Origin of the sequence: Flagellimonas sp. HMM57 (genome assembly GCF_021390175.1) — a bacterium.
Lineage (GTDB): Bacteria > Bacteroidota > Bacteroidia > Flavobacteriales > Flavobacteriaceae > Flagellimonas.
On record NZ_CP090004.1, the window covers coordinates 1,592,947 to 1,612,844 of the forward strand.

The 19,898-nt window shown below is 38.6% G+C and carries 20 protein-coding genes; 8 read left to right on the forward strand and 12 right to left on the reverse strand.

From position 1 onward, the window contains the following. The 6 genes from LV716_RS07105 to LV716_RS07130 form a co-directional block, all read right to left on the reverse strand. A complete protein-coding gene (locus tag LV716_RS07105; protein ID WP_233759252.1) occupies positions 1-261 on the reverse strand; it encodes a hypothetical protein in 261 nt (86 codons plus the stop codon). An 80-nt stretch (positions 262-341) separates the two neighbouring features. Then, the gene (locus LV716_RS07110; RefSeq protein ID WP_163417056.1) at positions 342-1,040 is read right to left on the reverse strand and encodes a CoA transferase subunit A; all 699 of its coding nucleotides are present in this window, start codon (positions 1,038-1,040) and stop codon (positions 342-344) included. Between the two features lie 99 nt (positions 1,041-1,139). Next, positions 1,140-3,464 carry a penicillin-binding protein 1A gene (locus LV716_RS07115; protein WP_163417057.1) on the reverse strand — a complete coding sequence of 775 codons (2,325 nt, stop codon included), beginning with the start codon at positions 3,462-3,464 and terminating at the stop codon, positions 1,140-1,142. Between the two features lie 2 nt (positions 3,465-3,466). Continuing rightward, entirely contained in the window at positions 3,467-3,955 is a 489-nt protein-coding gene (locus tag LV716_RS07120) for a gliding motility lipoprotein GldH (RefSeq protein ID WP_163417058.1), read from the reverse strand. After that, positions 3,945-5,102: a regulatory iron-sulfur-containing complex subunit RicT gene (locus tag LV716_RS07125; protein WP_163417059.1), complete on the reverse strand. Its 1,158-nt coding sequence runs from the start codon at positions 5,100-5,102 to the stop codon at positions 3,945-3,947. The genes LV716_RS07120 and LV716_RS07125 overlap by 11 nt, the downstream gene beginning before the upstream one ends. 100 nt (positions 5,103-5,202) lie before the next feature. After that, positions 5,203-6,234, reverse strand: coding sequence for a rhodanese-related sulfurtransferase (locus LV716_RS07130; protein WP_163417060.1), 1,032 nt, complete (start codon positions 6,232-6,234; stop codon positions 5,203-5,205). Between the two features lie 291 nt (positions 6,235-6,525). On the opposite strand from LV716_RS07130, the gene recA reads away from it, so the two are divergent. The 5 genes from recA to LV716_RS07155 all read left to right on the forward strand — a co-directional run bounded on the left by recA (position 6,526) and on the right by LV716_RS07155 (position 11,533). Then, positions 6,526-7,533: a recombinase RecA gene (gene recA, locus LV716_RS07135; protein ID WP_163417061.1), complete on the forward strand. Its 1,008-nt coding sequence runs from the start codon at positions 6,526-6,528 to the stop codon at positions 7,531-7,533. A gap of 96 nt (positions 7,534-7,629) precedes the next feature. After that, entirely contained in the window at positions 7,630-8,067 is a 438-nt protein-coding gene (locus LV716_RS07140) for a hypothetical protein (protein ID WP_233759253.1), read from the forward strand. Positions 8,068-8,095: 28 nt separating this feature from the next. Beyond that, on the forward strand, positions 8,096-8,626 hold the full coding sequence (locus tag LV716_RS07145; protein WP_163417062.1) for an RNA polymerase sigma factor: 531 nt from the start codon (positions 8,096-8,098) through the stop codon (positions 8,624-8,626). An 11-nt stretch (positions 8,627-8,637) separates the two neighbouring features. After that, on the forward strand, positions 8,638-10,203 hold the full coding sequence (locus LV716_RS07150; protein ID WP_163417063.1) for an outer membrane beta-barrel protein: 1,566 nt from the start codon (positions 8,638-8,640) through the stop codon (positions 10,201-10,203). 163 nt (positions 10,204-10,366) lie between these two features. Next, positions 10,367-11,533: a histidine kinase gene (locus LV716_RS07155; RefSeq protein ID WP_163417064.1), complete on the forward strand. Its 1,167-nt coding sequence runs from the start codon at positions 10,367-10,369 to the stop codon at positions 11,531-11,533. A gap of 76 nt (positions 11,534-11,609) precedes the next feature. On the opposite strand, the gene LV716_RS07160 is transcribed toward LV716_RS07155, so the two are convergent. Then, positions 11,610-12,344 (reverse strand): 1-acyl-sn-glycerol-3-phosphate acyltransferase, encoded by a 735-nt coding sequence (locus LV716_RS07160; RefSeq protein ID WP_163417065.1) that lies wholly within the window; start codon positions 12,342-12,344, stop codon positions 11,610-11,612. A 73-nt stretch (positions 12,345-12,417) separates the two neighbouring features. Between LV716_RS07160 and trpS the strand changes: the two genes are divergently transcribed. After that, complete coding sequence (gene trpS / locus LV716_RS07165; RefSeq protein ID WP_163417066.1) at positions 12,418-13,386, forward strand: tryptophan--tRNA ligase; 969 nt, start codon at positions 12,418-12,420, stop codon at positions 13,384-13,386. On the opposite strand, the gene dprA is transcribed toward trpS, so the two are convergent. Further along, positions 13,383-14,483, reverse strand: coding sequence for a DNA-processing protein DprA (gene dprA / locus LV716_RS07170; RefSeq protein ID WP_163417067.1), 1,101 nt, complete (start codon positions 14,481-14,483; stop codon positions 13,383-13,385). The two genes, trpS and dprA, sit on opposite strands and share 4 nt — an antisense overlap. Before the next feature lie 105 nt (positions 14,484-14,588). On the opposite strand from dprA, the gene LV716_RS07175 reads away from it, so the two are divergent. Together LV716_RS07175 and LV716_RS07180 are read left to right on the forward strand one after the other, a co-directional pair. Then, the gene (locus LV716_RS07175) at positions 14,589-15,533 is read left to right on the forward strand and encodes an SPOR domain-containing protein (protein ID WP_163417068.1); all 945 of its coding nucleotides are present in this window, start codon (positions 14,589-14,591) and stop codon (positions 15,531-15,533) included. Positions 15,534-15,590: 57 nt separating this feature from the next. Next, the gene (locus tag LV716_RS07180; protein WP_163417069.1) at positions 15,591-16,103 is read left to right on the forward strand and encodes an acyl-CoA thioesterase; all 513 of its coding nucleotides are present in this window, start codon (positions 15,591-15,593) and stop codon (positions 16,101-16,103) included. A gap of 6 nt (positions 16,104-16,109) precedes the next feature. Here the strand turns inward: LV716_RS07180 and LV716_RS07185 are convergent, their stop codons facing one another. From LV716_RS07185 to LV716_RS07200, 4 genes are read right to left on the reverse strand one after another with little or no spacing between them, the layout of a single operon-like run. Next, positions 16,110-16,946: an aldo/keto reductase gene (locus LV716_RS07185; RefSeq protein ID WP_163417070.1), complete on the reverse strand. Its 837-nt coding sequence runs from the start codon at positions 16,944-16,946 to the stop codon at positions 16,110-16,112. Between the two features lie 3 nt (positions 16,947-16,949). Next, positions 16,950-18,173 (reverse strand): murein hydrolase activator EnvC, encoded by a 1,224-nt coding sequence (locus LV716_RS07190; protein ID WP_163417071.1) that lies wholly within the window; start codon positions 18,171-18,173, stop codon positions 16,950-16,952. 1 nt (position 18,174) lies between these two features. Beyond that, positions 18,175-18,960 (reverse strand): DUF4292 domain-containing protein, encoded by a 786-nt coding sequence (locus LV716_RS07195; RefSeq protein ID WP_163417072.1) that lies wholly within the window; start codon positions 18,958-18,960, stop codon positions 18,175-18,177. Next, the gene (locus LV716_RS07200; protein ID WP_163417073.1) at positions 18,960-19,898 is read right to left on the reverse strand and encodes a lipopolysaccharide assembly protein LapB; all 939 of its coding nucleotides are present in this window, start codon (positions 19,896-19,898) and stop codon (positions 18,960-18,962) included. Before LV716_RS07200 ends, LV716_RS07195 begins: the two co-directional genes overlap by 1 nt.

The window sequence follows — 19,898 nt, forward strand, 5'->3', positions numbered from 1 at the left end:
TTATTTTCTTCTGATTGTATATTTATTAAACCCGGTTAACATTTTGTTTTCTGAAATCCAGAATAGCATAGGTATTACAAAACTGATTGAAGCTATGGCTCCAAAGTAGTTCCATAAAACTACCGTAGCAACCAAACCTAGAAATATACCTACTACAATAATCCTAGTATCAACAACAGCATTGATATTATTAATATGTTTTTTATCCATTTTTCCACAATAGTTACAATTCACCTGGATCTCATCCTTTCCTATTTTCATTTGCAAATCAGGTCTAGTCTCCGACCTTTCCTTCAAAAAATTTTGATTTTTACAAGATGAACATATGTAACTGAGTCTCATTATTTAATTCTTACTGTTCTTTGTTCAATTCGTTTCTCATAATCTTCCCCTTGAAAGATTCGTTGTACGAATATGCCCGGCACATGAATTTCATTGGGGTCAAGACTTCCGGCAGGAAGCAATTCCTCAACTTCCGCTACGGTAATTTTTGCCGCTCCGCACATACACGGATTAAAATTACGCGCTGTGCCCTTAAAAATAAGATTGCCCGCTTCGTCACCTTTCCATGCTTTTACGAATGAAAAATCCGCTTTGTAGGCAGGTTCCAGCACATGCATCTTTCCATCAAACTCCCTTGTTTCTTTTCCCTCTGCTACTTCGGTTCCGTATCCCGCAGGCGTATAAAATGCCGGAAATCCAGCCTGTGCGGCCCTACACTTTTCAGCCAAGGTACCCTGGGGAGTAAGCTCTACTTCAAGTTCCCCACTTAACATCTGGCGTTCAAACTCATCATTTTCACCTACATATGAGGAAATCATTTTCTTTATTTGATGTTTTTGTAAAAGAAGACCCAGTCCAAAATCATCTACTCCGGCATTATTGGAAATGCAGGTAATATCTTTAATTCCCAACCGTACCAATTCTGAAATTGCATTTTCTGGAATTCCACAGAGCCCGAAGCCACCCAACATAAATGTCATTCCATCCGCAACACCTGCTACTGCCGCTCTTACATCTGGAACCGTTTTTTTAATCATCTATACGATTTTTTCTTATTGTCTGAAATTACGATTTAAATAAAAAAGCCCCAAGATATTGGCACATCTTGGGGCAAAATTTTTTGTGAGAGACTCTGATTAAAATCCTACATCCTCTAAATCGTCCTCAGTATCCAAATCATCCTTTAGGTCTTGGAGTATTTTTGTACAGTCTACATTAATGGACAAGTCATCCGGTACTTCAAAAGCTCCTTTGGAAACACCTAGCTCTTCGTTCTCGTAATTCTTCTTCATGTACATGGCCCAAATAGGCAATGCCATAGATGCTCCCTGCCCATATAGAAGTCTCTTAAAATGAACGGCCCTGTCTTCTCCACCTACCCAGACTCCTGTAACTAAATTAGGTACCATGCCCATAAACCAGCCATCACTTTGGTTCTGTGTAGTTCCCGTTTTACCGGCAATAGGGTTTGTGAGTTCATACGGATATCCTGTGATAATCTCTTTGTAAACGGTTTGGTTTTTAGCGAACGAATGCCTTAATCGCCCACCAGAGCCATATTGGGTTACACCCTCCATTAGATTGACCATGGCATAGGCCACATCTTTGCTTAACACATCTTTTGTCTTTGGGGTATATTCATATAGTACAGTACCGTTCTTATCTTCTATTCGTGTAACCATTACCGGTTTTACGTAAACTCCCTGATTGGCAAAAGTACCATAAGCCCCTACCATTTCATATACATTTAAATCTGGTGTTCCAAGTGCAATGGAAGGTACTTCTGGAATCTCTTTGGTAAGCCCCATGTTTTTGGCGATGGAAGCAACGGACCCAGGTCCTACCTTATCTATCAACTGGGCCGTAACCGTATTTACCGAATTCGCCAACGCACTTTTTAGGGTAATATCTTCCCCAGAATATTTTCCATCGGAGTTTTTGGGACACCAAGCATCCGGGTTTCCATGTTTTTCGGGTTCAATACAGTACTGATTATCTGGTAATTTATCACAAGGCGAATACCGCAACTGGTCAATGGCCGCTGCATACACAAAAGGTTTAAACGTTGAGCCTGCCTGCCTTGATCCTTGGTACACATTATCGTATTGAAAATGCTTGTAATCTACGCCTCCGACCCACGCTTTTACATGACCTGTTTGTGGCTCCATGGACATCATAGCGGTTCTAAGAAATGTCTTGTAATATCGTATTGAATCCATCGGGGTCATAATGGTATCCTTCTCATAGGAATTACTGTTCCAGTCAAAAACGGTCATTTCGGTTTTTTTCTGGAATGAAGCCCTTATTTCTTTCTCGGAAACTCCTTCCCGTTTCATAGACTTCCATCTGGGGGAATTTTTCATGCCTCGCTCCATGATTCCGTCAATCTCTGTTTTAGAAAGATCTAGAAAAGGAGCTGTTTTATTTCTGTCCGATGTGTTCTGATTGAAAAATTCTGCTTGTAAATTTTTCATGTGGGCCTCTACGGCATCCTCCGCATTATTCTGCATTCTTGAGTCAACAGTGGTGTAGACCTTCAATCCATCTAGATAGATATTGTACTTTTCACCATCTGGCTTGGGGTTTTTATCGACCCAAACTTTCAAATATTGCTGCAAGTACATTCTAAAATATGTAGCCAACCCCTCTTTATGCGATTCTGGATTAAAATTGATATCCATCTTCAACTGCTGAAGCGAATCTTTCTCTTTTTCCGTGATGTAATCGTACTTGGCCATCTGTCCCAATACGGTATTCCTTCGGTTAAGTACCAATTCTTCCCTTCTGATAGGATTATAAAGGGACGAATTCTTCAACATGCCCACCAAGACAGCAGATTCCTCTATCTTTAATTCTGAAGGTTCCTTTCCAAAATAAATTCTTGCTGCAGATCGTATTCCGTCAGCTGCATATCCAAAATCATAGATGTTGAGGTACATAGCTATGATTTCTTCTTTGGTATAATTACGTTCCAACCGGGCAGCAATGACCCACTCCTTTATCTTTTGGGTATAGCGTTGCCACCCTCTTGCAGCTTGTCCGGTAAACAACTGTTTTGCTAATTGTTGGGAGATGGTACTGGCACCTCCTCTTGAACCTAAAAAGGCTACAGCTCTTACTGTTCCCCTTGCATCAATACCAGAATGGTCATAGTATCTGGCATCTTCGGTAGCTACCAATGCATTCACTAAGTTTTCCGGTAAATTTTGGTATGCTATCGGAGTTCTATTATCATTTAAATAGAGTTTCCCCAACGTTTCGCCATCAGATGAAATAAATTCTGTAGCCAAATTTGTTTCGGGATTTTCCAAACGTTCAAATGTGGGCATGGTACCAAAAGCACCCCATGAGGCCAGTAAGAAAACCAATAGAACCAATAAGACTCCCGATCCAAAGAGAATCCAAAACCATTTAATGTAAGGAAAAAAGCTCTTTTGCTTTTTTTGCTTCGCTTTTGCCATTTTTATTGCGTGCTTTTTTCAATTTCCAAACCAACATCGGTTATACCATCCAGCGAGTAAAGACCATCCACGTCCCCATTCTTCCGCATGGCATGTGAAATACGTACCCTATATACGCCCGAATCTGGAAAAACGATTTTTTCCTGATACCAAAGCTTGTTTTCCTTAACACTTCCAATACCCTTGCCCAACCACTCCCCAGTAGGTTTGGCCATTTTATATTCCAAAGTGTCTTTAACTACATTCCCACTAGGATATTCCATTTCTGTAATCAAGAAAAGATTATTAAACTGAAATGTGTTATCGTTCCTAATGCTTATGAACATGTTATGCGATTGTAAGGAATCCAATTTTGAAAATTCGAAGCTTATCGGGTTATCCATATTCCATGCCCCATTCTCCACAGCCTTATAATCAGAGAAAATGAGCGCATTGTTACAGGATGCCAAGCTCAAGACTAAAACCAATACAATGAAGAATTTATTGTGCATTGGAGGATGCTTTTGGTTTATTTTTTCTTCTCTTTTTATTATTTCGTTTCTTTTTCTTGGGTCTATCGAATCGGGTAAGGCTATCTTGGCCCACTACATTTTCAAAAGCCAATTTTTCTTCACTAACATTGTCTTGTGCGTATTCTTCCAAGCTGGCTATCTTTTCATTCCTTTTGTTCATTTCCAAAATCTCAAGTACATGGTCTTTATCTAACGCATGCCATGTAGCGGGGTCATCCTTGTATGAAAACCAAAGTGTTTGCTTGAAAATATCCGTTTTTTGACAAAAGGCAATACCTTTTTTTGTAAGAAGACGGCTGTCTTGTGTTGGAAAGTCTTTAAGTGCTTCCAAGTACATGTCCAGCTCATAGTTGAGGCAACATTTTAGCTTTCCGCATTGTCCTGCCAATTTTTGTGGATTCAATGCCAATTGTTGGTACCTGGCCGACGCTGTACTTACCGACCTAAAATCGGTTAGCCACGTGGAACAACAGAGTTCTCTACCACAAGAACCTATTCCGCCCAAGCGTTGTGCTTCTTGGCGATAGCCTATTTGTCGCATTTCTATACGAATGCTAAAAGCCTTGGCCATATCTTTAATGAGCTGTCTAAAATCTACACGGTCCTCCGCAGTATAATAAAAAGTTGCTTTTGATCCATCTCCCTGAAATTCAACATCGCTAAGCTTCATTTGAAGCTTTAAAGAAATAGCGATTTCTCTCGAACGTTTTTGAATTTCAGGTTCTTTGTTTCGGCATTTTTGCCAAATGTCTATATCGCGTTGTGAAGCTTTTCTGTAGATTTTGGGAATTGTCTCATCATGTGCAACCTTCTTTTTTTTCATTTGCACTTTTACCAACTCCCCGGTAAGCGTAACTATCCCTATGTCATGACCAGACTTCGCCTGAGTTGCCACTACATCGCCTATGACCAACGGTAGGTTATCTGTATTCCTAAAAAATTCTTTTCTACTGTTCTTGAACCGTACCTCAACACAATCAAAAGGCTTTTGACCGTTAGGTAGCGACATATTGGAAAGCCAATCAAAAACCGTTAGCTTATTACAACCATCAGTGCCACAAGTACCATTGTTCTTGCAACCACGCGGTTGTCCATCCTTGCCGGTTGAACAACTGCTACATCCCATATTTTATATCTTGATTTAAAGAAATGACTACTATTTCTTTAAAAAGGGTTTATAAATAACTAAACGTAAAGATAGTATAATTTGTTTCAGAAGCGAAATACTACTTTTTGTAGCGCAGGACTTCTGACCGTCCTTTCTTAAAAATTTTGTTGCTTGCTTTTTTGCCTTTGCGCAAACGTTTTTGCTCCTCAAAAGGTAGTTGGTGTACTTCTTTACATTCCGAGGAGCAGCAATCACCCATGGCTTCTGCACATTTTTCACATTGTATAAACAGTAGGTGGCAAGCTTCATTTGCACAGTTTACATGTTCATCACAGGGTTCCCCACATTGATGGCAATTAGAAATAACATCGCTCGAAATACGTTCCCCTCTTCTATGGTCGAAAACAAAATTTTTGCCCAAAAACTTATTCTCTAAACTTTGAGCCTTGACTTGTCTAGTGTATTCAATAATCCCTCCTTCCAATTGGTATACATTTTTGAAGCCTTTGTGCTTGTAGTAGGCACTGGCTTTTTCGCACCGTATACCCCCTGTACAGTACATCACCAATTTTTTATCATCCTTATGTTCTGCAAGGTCTTTTTCAATGATGTCCAGCGAATCCCTAAAGGTATCCACATCTGGTGTTACGGCATTTTTAAAATGTCCTATTTCGCTTTCATAGTGATTGCGCATGTCCACCAGAACGGTATCCGGGTCTTCAATAAGTTCGTTGAACTGTTCCGCTCCCACATGTATTCCCTTGTTTGTAACATCAAAAGAAGCATCGTTCAATCCATCCGCAACTATTTTTTCACGAATCTTTACCTTGAGTTTCAAGAACGATTTGTTATCCTGCTCAATAGCAATATTTAATCGGACTTTTTCTAGAAAAACAATACTGTCCAGATGTTTTTTAAACAATTCAAAGTTATCCGCAGGGACCGAAAGTTGCGCGTTTATACCTTCGTGGGCCACATAAATTCTACCTAGAACTTCCAGTTCGTCCCAATGAATGAATAAATGGTTCCTAAAGATTTCTAGATTTCGTATCTGTGCATATTTATAGAAAGAGATGGTCAACCGGTCTTTGCCGGCATCTTCGATAAGTTTTTCCCTTTCTTTTGCACTTAGTGTATTGTACAGTTGCATGCTATACCAATAGTTTTAAGTTAAAAGATGGTGGCAAAGGTAAAAATTCCAATTCAGTAAAAAAGAATAGGGCTCCTAGTTTTAAGGAACCCTTTTACACTACCCAAGCTCTTTTCATAGCGCAAATTTCCCTTTTGCATGTGGTACGGGTTTATTGAAATGGAAAAAAACAAACCTGTTCTTTGCTCGCATGAGTTAGTGTTAATAAGATACTGTCCATTCAAAAAGGTTGCTTGCCTTTTTGTAGCATGAAGAAAGAAATGGTAATTTAGCCATCCTAATAAAAGAACGATGAGCAACGAAAAAGAAGCAAAACTAAAAGCACTAAAACTTACATTGGATAAACTGGACAAAACCTACGGTAAAGGTGCTGTCATGAAAATGGGAGATAGTGTCGTTGAAGATATTGAAGTAATCCCTTCTGGATCGTTAGGACTTGATATTGCTTTGGGCGTAAGTGGTTATCCCAGAGGTAGGGTCATAGAAATTTATGGACCTGAATCTTCTGGTAAAACTACATTGACGCTACATGCTATTGCCGAAGCACAAAAAAATGGCGGTATTGCAGCGTTTATTGATGCTGAACATGCTTTTGATCGTTTCTATGCCAAAAAATTAGGTGTAGATATCGACAATCTTATTATCTCCCAACCTGATCATGGTGAACAAGCTTTGGAAATTGCCGATAATCTAATCCGTTCTGGTGCCATTGATATTGTTATTGTTGATTCTGTGGCAGCCCTTACCCCAAAAAGTGAAATTGAAGGGGAAATGGGAGATTCCAAAATGGGGTTGCATGCACGTTTAATGTCACAAGCGTTACGAAAACTTACCTCCACCATAAGCAAAACAAATTGCACCGTGGTCTTTATTAACCAATTGCGCGAAAAAATTGGGGTCATGTTTGGGAATCCCGAGACCACTACAGGTGGTAATGCACTTAAGTTTTACGCTTCTGTTCGATTGGATATTAGGCGATCAACACAAATAAAAAATACGGAAGGAAATGTGTTGGGGAACAAAACAAGGGTTAAAGTTGTAAAAAACAAAGTTGCTCCTCCTTTTAAAACTGCTGAGTTTGATATTATGTATGGGGAAGGAATTTCCAAAATAGGAGAGATTCTTGATTTAGGGGTAGCCTACGAAATTGTAAAGAAAAGTGGTTCTTGGTTTAGCTATGGGGATACCAAGCTTGGACAAGGTAGGGATGCCGTTAAGTCGCTGTTGGCAGATAATCCAGAACTTGCAGAAGAACTTGAGGGTAAAATTAAAGAAGCCATTGCCGCGGTAAACGCTTAAACTGTAATATACTTTTACCCTTTTAACCATAGGTTGTGAAAATCCTACGCAACCCTTGGCGCCACTATTCATCTAAAGATTAAAAAAGAATTTTTAATGATGAAAAAGGGAATTGTATTATTTCTTCTGCTAGGGGTTTTTACTTTCTTCATTTCGTGCGATTTGGATGATGACACACCAAACTTTCATTTTACGACTCTGACAGTGTTGGAAGCCAATGTTCCGGAGTCTTTTGAACTAAACCGAACATACGATATTGAAGTTACGTATTTAAGGCCGGATTCCTGTACATTTTTTGAAGGTTATGATGTTGTAAAAACGGCTCAGACCGAACGTAACATTGCTATGATCGGCACAGTTTTGACCGATGAAACAGCTTGTGCGCAAGCTGTTGAGGAAGTGGAAGCCATTTTTAGATTTAATGTAATCTTTACAGGAGAGTACACGTTTAGGTTTTACGCAGGCACCAATGATAATGACGAGGCAGTCTATCTGGAGTATATTATTCCAGTGGATGCAGAATCAACGAACTGATTGTCAATAATCCAAAATTAACCAACATTTGGATCTTGAAGAACTGATACATAATTGTAAGAAAGGGAAAAGAAAGGCACAGGCTGAACTATATAGGAAATATTCCGGGGTTCTTTTTGGGATGTGCTTAAAATATTCCAAGAATAAGACTGAAGCAGAAGATAATCTGCACGACAGTTTTATGACCATTTTCAACAAAATAGATCAGTTCAACCACAATGGTTCCTTTGAAGGGTGGATAAAACGGATTACCGTGAACACGGTGCTTCAGAAGTACAGAAAAGAACAACACTTAAATGTTGTTTCTGAAAATATTAGTGAAGAAATAGAGGTTGATACCGAACAAGCAGATATTAGTCTTTCTGCTTTGCTGGGACATATTCAACAGCTGCCAAATAAATACAGGTTAACTTTTAACCTCTATGTTTTGGATGGTTACAGCCATAAAGAAATAAGTGAGATGCTAGGGACATCCACTGGGACTTCAAAATCAAATTTAGCTAGGGCTAAAATGATTTTGAGGGAAAAAATTGAAAAAGAAAATATAAACATTGCTTAAATGATCTCATAATGGGGAAAAAGAATTTAGAGCAACTGTTCAAAGAGACATTTACAGGGTTTCATGAAGTTCCAGACGAAAGGGTTTGGGAATCCATTGAAGCTTCTTTGGACAAAAAGGACAAAAAAAGGATAGTACCATTTTGGTGGCGAATGGGCGGTGTTGCCGCATTGTTGGCGATACTGTTTTATGTGATAAATCCATTCGATAATACAGGAAACGATTCCCAAATACTAATTACCGATATTGAAAACAAAGAAGAAGTACATCAAAATGATAGTGTTTCAAAGCATTCCAATGTACAGGAATTGACCAACTCTTCAAATGAGGATGCCACAAACAACCCAAAAGATACCTCAACAGAAAATTACGAAGACACGGACGGTTCTCTAAACAAAAACCAAAGCATAAAAAACGCTCAGGAGTATGCTGCAACAGATGTATTTGAAGATGAAGGCCTCCCTGAAAACAAAAACAATCCAAAAAACAACTTATCGCATGGGATAGATGTTGAAAAAACCAAACAGGATGCACAAGGTGTTGCTTCAGATGATAGTATTGAAAAGAAGAAACCTGTAAACGAAAATAATGCAGCGGATGTTTTAGGTTTTCCAACTAAAAATCAAACGGATGCGATAGCTGTTGTTAAAGATCAGGATAAGAACACCGTCTCCCCGCCCAATACAACTAAAGAAGTCTTGAAAAAAGAGGGGATACTTCAAAACGAGAAGGAAAATGAAGGCATTGCAGAAAATAAAAAACAATCTATTTTTGATGCTATTGCACAACAGGAAGAAGAGACAGTTGTAGAAAATAGCAATAATGGTAGATGGTCCGTAGGCCCTTCTGTCGCCCCTGTGTATTTTGGTTCTACGGGAGAGGGCTCTCCCATACATTCGAACTTTGCTTCAAATTCAAAATCTGGGAGTGTTAATCTGAGCTATGGCGTAACTGTAGCCTACGATGTTGGAAAACGATTAAAAGTGCGTTCTGGCGTCCACAAAGTTAATTTTGGGTATGACACCAACGGTATTTCTGCATCTTCTTCTTTGGATGGCTCCACGAACGATCTAATCGACAATATATCGTATAACCAGACTTCCAGAAATCTGGTCTTGCAAAGTAAAACTACCATCCCAGATGCTTCTGATGCCGATACTTTTGGAGACGTCCCTTTTTTAGAAATCTCTGCAAATGAAACTCCGGGAGTGGATGGTAACCTAGTGCAGCAATTAGGTTATATAGAGGTTCCACTAGAACTAAGTTATGCCTTGGTCGATAAAAAGTTTGGACTTAACCTTATTGGTGGAATCAGTTCGCTGTTTCTTATCGAGGGCGATAATTCCATCGTTTTGGAGGCTGAAAATCTGGTTACCGAAGTAGGAGAGGCCAATAATGCGAATTCTTTGAACTTTAGCACCAATATAGGGATAGGTCTTAATTATGAATTCTCACCTAAAGTCCAGCTGAATATAGAGCCCGTATTCAAATATCAATTAAATACGTTCTCGGAAACCGCTGGTACATTCAACCCTTTTTCTGTTGGTGTATATAGTGGCGTAAGTTTTAGGTTTTAAGTGTACTAAGAAGTTGGTTAGGAAGGTTGCCCCTTTAGGCAATCAATTAAGCGCCCTGTTTGATAGCAGGGTGTTTTTTTGTTTAAGGTATTTGAAGGTCTTTTTTAACATTTATCGTCATTATATAAAAAATCCTTTAATTTAAGCCAATACTTTATGCTCCATGTTAAAAGACAATCGGTTTGAAGATATCTTGATTTATTTTTCAAAATCCATGATGGGAAAGGAAAATGAGGAAGATATTCTGTGGGACTTGGCAAAAAACTGTATATCGAAATTGGGTTTTGTGGATTGTGTAATCTACTTAAAGGATCAGGAAAACAAGTTCTTAATTCAAAAAGCGGCATATGGTCCAAAAAGTCCTAAAGAAAAAACACTATACAATCCTGTTAAAATAGCAGTTGGCAATGGCATAACAGGTATGGTAGCGCTCAACGGGGTGGCAGAAATCATAAGCGATACTTCAAAAGATGATCGCTATATTGTAGATGACGAAGCAAGACTTTCAGAAATATGTGTCCCAATTGCTTACGAGAGCCAAATTTTTGGTGTTTTAGACTGTGAGCATCCCGAAAAAGGTTTCTTCAACCATCAGCATTTAAGAATGCTATCGGCAGTTGCTTCCATATGCGCTATAAAAATCAAAAATGTAAGGGACAATAAATCACTTTTAGAAAAACAAGAAAATCTTTTGAAGGTGAAAGCAGAAATGGTCGGGCTTAAGCTCAAGGTTTTAAATTCACAACTAAACCCTCATTTTGTCTTTAATGCGCTCAACGCCATTCAATATTTTATCACCTCAGAGCAGAAAAAATCGGCGTTGGAATACATGTCTGTTTTTAGCAAGCTCATTCGATTTTATTTAAAGGGACTCGATAGTGATACCGCAAGCTTGAAGGAAGAGATAAAAATGCTCAATCTGTATTTAAAATTACAAAAGTTACGCTACAACAATAAGTTTGAATACACGATTTCCATCAAGGATAAATCAGAGAGAGTTGATACTGTAATTCCTGCTTCAGTTATCCAGACACTATTCGAAAATATAATCGAGTATGCCATATTCAGTCAGCATAAAAACGAAAAATTGAACATAAATTTTGAAATCTTGGATAAAACGGTAGTTTTAAAAGTTGATTATGAATACTATGAGGTTGAAGATGTAATTGCTTACGAACCGGAATACCGTAAACGTGTTGTGCAATGGGAAGATCATATCAAGCTTTTGAATTCGGTCAAAAACTACACTATAGAAAAAGAGGTCAGCTTAAATACGGAACGAAATAAGCATTTTGGTGAAATAACACTAAAGCTACCAGATTTGTCTTAGCCTACTTAAATCCCAAAAAATGAAGTGTGAATTACTAAATCTTGGGGCAAAGCTGTTAGCAGACGAGTTATCCATTTTATACTTCCAGTGCATTTAAAATTACGCACCTTACTTCTTCCCTCAATGTTGATTTATCCTCCTCGGCCAGAATCCCCGTCTCAAAAAATTGATGCACTTTGGCACGCACTCTTCCCGGGCCACCACTTAAAAATGTAAAAGAAAATCGCTTCTTATTATCATAAAATGCAATGGGAACAACTGGTATTTTATGGGCAATCGCCATCTTAAAAGCACCATCTTTGAATTGATCTAAAACAACACGCTCATCGGGCACTCCTCCCTCAGGAAAAATACAAATACTCAAGCCATGATCTAATCTTCTTTGGGCTCGCCTGTACACACCGGTCCTACTTTTAATGCTTTCCCTATCCACCAAAATACAGACCCGTTTATAAAAAAACCCAAAAAGCGGAATCTTAACCAGTTCTTTTTTACCTACAAATACGAACGGATTTTTACTGACCACCAACATCAACATAATGTCCAACATGCTGGTATGGTTGGCTACCAACATGTAGCTTTTGCCCTTTATCAATTTTTGTTCTCTTTTAATCTTTGGAATACATCCCATTCCATAGAGAATGGTCCTGGCCCAAATATTGCGTGCCAGCCAGAAAAATTGTGGATAGGTCCTTTCAGAAAGGGTAGTTGCCAATAGAAATGGAAAGAAAATAAGAATAGGAAGCGCTACAAGTATATAAAACCAAATTCGGTATAAAATGTACCCTAAATTCCGAAGTAATAGTAGCATGGTTTCAAAAGTAGGAATTTGCACTTGTATTTTTCGAATTCTTTTACCTTTGCCTTTTTTACAAATTAGCACCATGGCAAGAATTCTTACTGGCATTCAAAGTACGGGGACTCCTCATTTAGGAAATATATTGGGAGCCATTATCCCAGCTATCCAAATGGCACAAGATCCTAATAATGAGTCTTTCCTTTTTATCGCGGATATGCATTCCCTTACCCAAATAAAAAACGGGGAAGAACTACGAAATAACACCTATGCTACCGCTGCAACTTGGCTTGCTTTTGGTCTTGATATTGAAAAAACCGTTTTTTATCGTCAAAGTGATGTCCCACAAGTGACCGAACTCTCTTGGTATCTAAGCTGTTTTTATCCGTACCAGCGACTTACGTTGGCACATTCCTTTAAGGATAAAGCGGATAGGCTTGAAGATGTAAATTCTGGGTTGTTCACATATCCAATGCTAATGGCAGCAGATATTTTGTTGTACGATGCCGATATTGTTCCTGTTGGAAAAGACCAATTACAGCATTTGGAAATGACAAGGGATGTAGCTTCTAGATTTCACCATCAACTTGGAGAAACTTTTGTCCTGCCCAAAGCTAAAGTACAGGAAGAGACCATGTACATACCAGGTACGGATGGCGAAAAAATGAGCAAGAGCAAGGGGAATATTATCAATTTGTTCCAGCCAGATAAAAAATTGCGCAAACAACTTATGGGCATTGTTACGGACAGCACTCCCATGGAAGACCCAAAAGACCCGACCAATGATAACGTTTTTGCCCTTTATAAAATTTTAGCTACCCCAGAACAAGTAGAAGAAATGAGTGCAAATTATTTGGCAGGGAATTATGGCTATGGACATGCAAAGCAAGCTTTATATGAAGTAATCCTGAGCAAATTTGAAGAACCTCGTGAAAAGTTTGAGTACTACATGAACCACCTCAACGAAGTCGATGAAGCTTTGTCAATAGGAGCCGAAAAAGCCAAAAAAATTGCAGATGGCGTTTTGAATCGGGTAAGAGAAAAGTTGGGGTATTAAACCACCTCAAATAATTTCCCCGGCAATGCCCGTATAACACTTTTCATCTCCATATTGAAAAGTATAGAAGATGTTTTATGGACCGGTATACCACACTCTAGGGCAATCGTATCCAAAAGTTGTTTTCCATGGGTCTGCAAATATGAACAAACTTTCTGTTCTGTTTCGTCCAACTCAACAAACAGCTGCTTTTGCAGTACAGGTTGCTGTTTCTCTAGTTTCCACCCTAATAGATAAATCAACTCGGCCGCTGAAGTAAGCATATGCGCTTTTTGCTTTTTGATCAAGTCGTTGCAGCCTTTACTAAATTTATCCTTGTATCTTCCAGGCACTCCAAATACTTCGCGATTATACCCATTCGCCAAGTCGGCGGTCACCAAGCTACCTCCTTTTTCAGCAGATTCTACGACAATAGTGGCTTCGCTCATTCCAGCTATAATCCTATTGCGCTTTAAAAAATTCTCTCGGTCTGGATTGCTCGTACTCCAGAATTCGGTAATGAAACCTCCATTTTTCTCAATTCCAGAGACATAATTTTTATGCTTTTTCGGATAGATTTGATTTAACCCATGTGCCAAACATCCTATGGTCTGCAATCCCTTTTCCATTGCCGCCTTTTGAACCGTTATATCCACACCATATGCAAATCCACTTACAATAACAGGGTTTAGAGGTGCTATTTCTTCTATAAATTCCTCACAAAATGCAGTCCCGTAGCTGGTAACGTTTCGGGTACCGACCACACTTATAATTTTTCGATGCTCTAGATCGATATTCCCCCTCTTGAACAGAACTATAGGGCCATCAAAGCAGTGCTTAAGATATTCAGGATAGTTCTTATCCATAAAATAGCATATACCAACATGTTCTTTTTTGATATAATCGTACTCTGCCTCTGCTTCTTCAAGATGAACTGTATCAAACAGTCCTTTGATGGTCGCTTGCCCAACACTCTCAATTTTTAAGAGATGCTGCATTTTATCTTCAAAAATCGCAGTTGGGCTACCACAATGGGCAATCAATTTTTTTGCTGTTACATTGCCAATGTTTGGAACTGTCTGCAGACGCAGAACGGCAATTATTTCATCATCAGTCATTTAAAAGAATAGGTTAAGTTGTTCACAAAATACAGAATTTCAAATGTTAATAAAAAGTGATGTGGCCTATTTTGTGCTCTTTCTTTTTTTATAATATTTGTGCCAATGCGTATCGAAACCTACATACAAGAGCTCTTATACGATTATAATTGTGTTGTTGTTCCCAATTTTGGGGCTTTTTTGGCGCATGGCAAATCTACTGAGCTAGACACAGCAACCAATACATTGATTCCACCTACCAAAGTGGTTTCCTTTAATGCACAATTATCAAAAAACGATGGTCTTTTAGTATCCCATATTGCCAAGGCAAAAAATCTTGGGTATGAAGCAGCCCTGCAAGAGGTCATGTTTGAATCTGAAGCATGGAACAAAAAGTTGGAGCGCGCAGAACGCATAGAGCTTTTTGGTATAGGAGAGCTTTGGTTGAACAAAGAACAAAAAGTACAGTTTCAACCGGAAAACAAAATCAACTATCTCAGTTCTTCATTTGGATTGTCTGCTTTTACGGTAACACCCATACAACGTGAGGTTCTAAAGGAAGAAGTTGAAGAACTGGAAGAAAAGATTCCTTTTATCATAACGCCAGAGAAACGAGAGCAATCCTCTTTTCGGCCATGGTTAAAGTATGCTGCAATTTTTTTATTGGCCGTTTCCGTGGGCGTAACTTCATATCGTACATATGGTGATGTTCAACAAAAAAAGGTTGCTGTTCAGCAAGATGCCCAAAAACAGGTTTCCAGGCTTATACAAGAAGCAACTTTTTTTGACAGTGCTCCATTGGAACTCCCCGCTTTGAGCATCAAGGTCAACAAAAAACAGCTTGGCAAACACCATATTATTGCAGGTGCTTTTCGAATTGAAAAAAATGCTGAAAAAAAGGTGGCCCTACTCAAACAAAAGGGATACAATGCATTTTATCTAGGAACAAACAAGTATGGGCTGCACCAAGTAGCCTACGATAGTTTTGAAAATCCCGATGAGGCTCTCAATTATCTAAGAAAAATCAAGCGAACTGTTTCTTCGGATGCTTGGTTGTTATCAGAGAAATAGGATTTGTTTCTTTAAAAGCATCGTACACTTCAATATCTTTGCGCAAAATTTGAATACATGCGCGCAAAGACTCCTAAAGAATCAAGAACAACAATGACAGACATGGTTTTGCCCAGCGAAACCAATCCATTGAACAACCTTTTTGGAGGCGAACTGTTAGCACGTATGGATAGAGCGGCCAGTATTTCTGCAAGACGCCATAGCCGAAGAATTACCGTAACCGCATCTGTTAACCATGTAGCATTCAATCGTTCTGTACCATTGGGCAGTGTGGTTACCGTTGAGGCATCGGTCTCCAGAGCTTTTAGGACATCCATGGAGATATTTATTGATGTTTGGATGGAAGACCGTTTTACAGGGGAGCGTACCAAGGCCAATGAAGCTATTTATACATTCGTTGCCGTTGATGAGACTGGAATACCAACCGAAGTACCACCATTAGAACCAGAAACCGAACTTGAAAAAGAACGTTTTGCGGCTGCTCTAAGAAGAAAGCAGTTGAGCTTAGTTTTGGCTGGGAAAATGAAACCTACAGATGCTACAGAACTGAAGGCATTGTTTATGGGATAATCATTTCTAAAAATCAAAATTATCAGGGTTGGGACCAAATCGATGTCCCTTATCCAGATTATCCAACAATTGAACATCTTCAGGCGAAAGTTCAAAGTCAAAGACATCAGCGTTTGCAATAATACGCTCTTTTTTAGAGGATTTTGGAATGGTAACCACGCCTTTCTGCAAATCCCATCGTAAAACGATCTGTGCTGCTGTCTTGTTGTACTTTTCGCCCAACTGTTTGAACTCGTCCATATCAAAAATTTTCCCTTGCATCATAGGCGACCAAGCCTCATATTGAATTTTGTTTTGAATACAGAAATCCATTAAATCTTGTTGCACTAAATACGGATGAAACTCCATTTGGTTCACCATGGGTACTACTTCCGCCTCGGTCAACAAGTCTTCCAAATGGTGTTGCAAAAAGTTACTTACGCCTATGGAACGAATCCTTTGTTCTTGATAAAGGCGTTCCATAGCTCTCCATGTATCCTTGGATAATTCCCCTTTTGGCCAATGAATCAAATAAAGATCTAAATAGTCCATGCCCAATCGTTCCAAACTTGCGTCAAAAGCCTTGAGCGTTGAATCATATCCCTGATCATCGTTCCAGACCTTACTTACTACAAATACATCTTTTCTATCTACTTCACTCTCCCGTAGTCCTGTACCTACACCTTGTTCATTTTTATAGATTGCTGCTGTATCAATATGTCGATAGCCATGGTTTAGCGCTTCTCTGACCGCAGAAATGACCTCGTTACCATCCTTGGACAGGTATACCCCCAAGCCAAAATATGGCATCTGTACCCCATTATGAAGCTTAAATGTCCCCTGTAAATCTGTTATTGTTCCCATATGTTATAATTGATAGATCCAATCTTCCGGATTAAGTCGATTAGAATCCTGATACAAATAAAATTTCAGCTTCGTTGTGCCATCAAACCGATTGGTATAAATATCTCCTAATGCCTCTTTTACCGAGACTTTATCGCCCTTTTTAACATACACATTGGATAAGTTATAATATGTGCTTATATAATTTCCATGCTTTATCTGCACTCCTCTACTACCCCCTGGTACAGATAGAATAGCTATTACTTCACCTTCAAAAATCGCTCTAGCCTTGCTGCCTTTATCCGTTGCAATGGTGACCCCATTGTTCCTGTGTTTTATACCAGGGTACAGTTTGTCACTATAAACTCCATATCCCTGGCTTTTAACCCCTTTTTCTACTGGCCAAATCAGTTTGCCCTTGTTAGAAGAAAAGTTGGTAGCCACCAATTTGGCTTCGGGGGTAAGTACAAACTTGGTGCTACTGGACTTACCAGCTTTCTTATTCGTCTTTACAATGGCACTTTTTATGAGCCTTTCTATCTCTCTATCTATTTTGCGGGCTTCCTTTTGTTTTTTGGCAATTGCAGCAGTGTACTTGGTCTCGTTTTGTTGTATGCTTCGCAATAAATTCTTTTGCGTGGCTATCTCTGCAGAAAGTTTGTTTTTAACTCTTTTGTTTTCTGCCAGAAGTTGTTCCTTGGTCTTTCGCTGTTCGACCAGATCCCTGTTTAAAACAGCTAACTCGTCTGTTTTTTTAATGATGTCCTCCCCTTGCTTCTTTCTATGCTTAGCATATTGTTCCATATACTGAAGCCTTTTAAATGCTTGATAGAAGTTTTCTGAAGACAATAAAAACATTAAGCGATTGTTCTGCGACTTATTCTGATAGGATTTTTGAATAAGCTCTGCGTAATCGGTCTTTAGAATTTTAAGGTCTTCTCTTAGCTTACTTATGTTCCTTATGTTTACATTGATCTGCCTATTGAGCAAGTTGGATTGTTGGTTGGTGACTCTTATAAGTTCTTGGCTTACATTTATTTTTTTGTCTAAAGCCTCCATTTGATCCAATACCGTACCCTTCTCTTTTTTTTCTGCGAAGAGCAATCTATTAATTTCCTTAATTTCATTTTGCAGTCTCTCCCGCTTGGCTTCCAGCGCCTTTTGTTCACTGGTCTGTGTAAAGCAATTTGTTGAAATAAAAAAAGTAATCAACAGTGATAGAGTACGATATGGAATCTTATCCAGCATATTACTTTAATACTATTTTATCAAATCCTTTTGGAACTTTGTATGGAAAATTCAATGTCCTGTTCAATTCCAAGCTCTTAAAGCTTAAATCTATATTCGTGTTTTCATCTTCTTCCCTAGCTTCAATTTTGATTTCGTCGGGCAAGACCCTTCCAGAAATATCTTGATAGGTATAATTTGCGGAAAGCTGCCTTTCTTTCTCTGGTTGGGAAATTTCCTGTGTCGCTATTTTAAAGTTTTTGGGCTCTAGTTCAAATAGAATTTTAAAAAGTTCCCGGGCTTTTTTAGGTTTCAACTGATAACTTTTTGTGTTTACCGTAGATGTATACTTTTCTTCCCTTAAGTCCAAAATGGCATTGCCCAACAATAAGTTTTGAACTTTATCAAAATCGAGGTCAGTTCCTAAGAGGCCACTCAGATAACTAAAATCACCATCAAAATATTCATTTTGCAACTTGTTGTAAAATGATACCCGTTCTGGGGTAATATGTGCTTTCACCATGCCCAAGGGAGCGCTTATCCAGATGACTTTATCCTTTTCCATGCGCAAGCTCACCGTTACACCTTGGCTTTCATCACCATTGGAATAATCGATTTTTACACGCCCGCTCAATGTTTTAAAATCAAGTTGATTTGTGTAATGTTTTGCTATAATCCGTTTTGTTGAGATTCCTTCATCAATATTGCCCCCAGTAACCGCTTTTTTGGATTTACAGGCACCAAAAATCAGTACTAAAAAAAGTAATGCTGCCGATTGTGCTTTTATCCTATCTAAAGTTAATTCCATCAGAGTCCAGGTTTAATTTTATTGGCATATTCGTTGGCCTTTGATGTATTGCCAATTGCCATATAAGCTTTGGATAGTTCTTTGTAAATTTTATTGGCCAAAGCGGTATCATCAAACAAATAATCCAAAGCACTCTCTAAAACTTCCGTAGCTTTTGAAGACTTGGAAACACCATTTAGCGCAGTTCCGTAAGCATAATAAAAATAGGGTTGTAACGGATAGGAGTCCAATGCCTCTTGAGACACCTCTTCCATCTGTTTATAAGCTCTTTTTTCCAATAACGCTTCAATAGTTGATTTGTATTGGGCAACAGGGTCATCTTCCACAGATGGTTTTACCTCATAAGAAAATGTCGTTGTCCGTGTTATAGTATTCTTTTGTATAGAATCGTTTATTCTACGTGCTAAATCTGTTGCAAACTGGGAATTTTCAAAGCTTTCCAACACTTTCAAAGCTGCGTTGTACTTTTTTCTCTTAAAATAAAGAACAGCAAGGTTTTCCTGCAGTTTTTTGTTTGTATACGGAATATTTGATTGAACAATATCAATATTGCTTCCCTGTTTTTCCAAAATGTTTAAAAGAACTTCTAAGTGCCAGTAATCCGTTGGTTGGGCAACCAATGCCTCAATTGAATATTGCTGCGCCTGAATGTATTGTTTATCCAAAAAATAGGTCTTCGCCAACTCATAATCGATTACGCTATTTGTTGGCTCTATGCGTTTGCATTCCAGAAACAAGTCGATAGCCCTATCATAGTTTTGTATACCCTTTTGTTTTAAAGCTTCAAAAAACGCTTCTTGAAACTCATCGGTATATTCTTCAAGAAAGACTTCGGAACTTTGCTCGACATTGATTTTCTCTTCTTCTTGGGAGTAAAAAGTAGTAGAGAATAGTAATCCGAAGACAAAAAAAGATATGTTTCTTAAGAATTCGTTCAT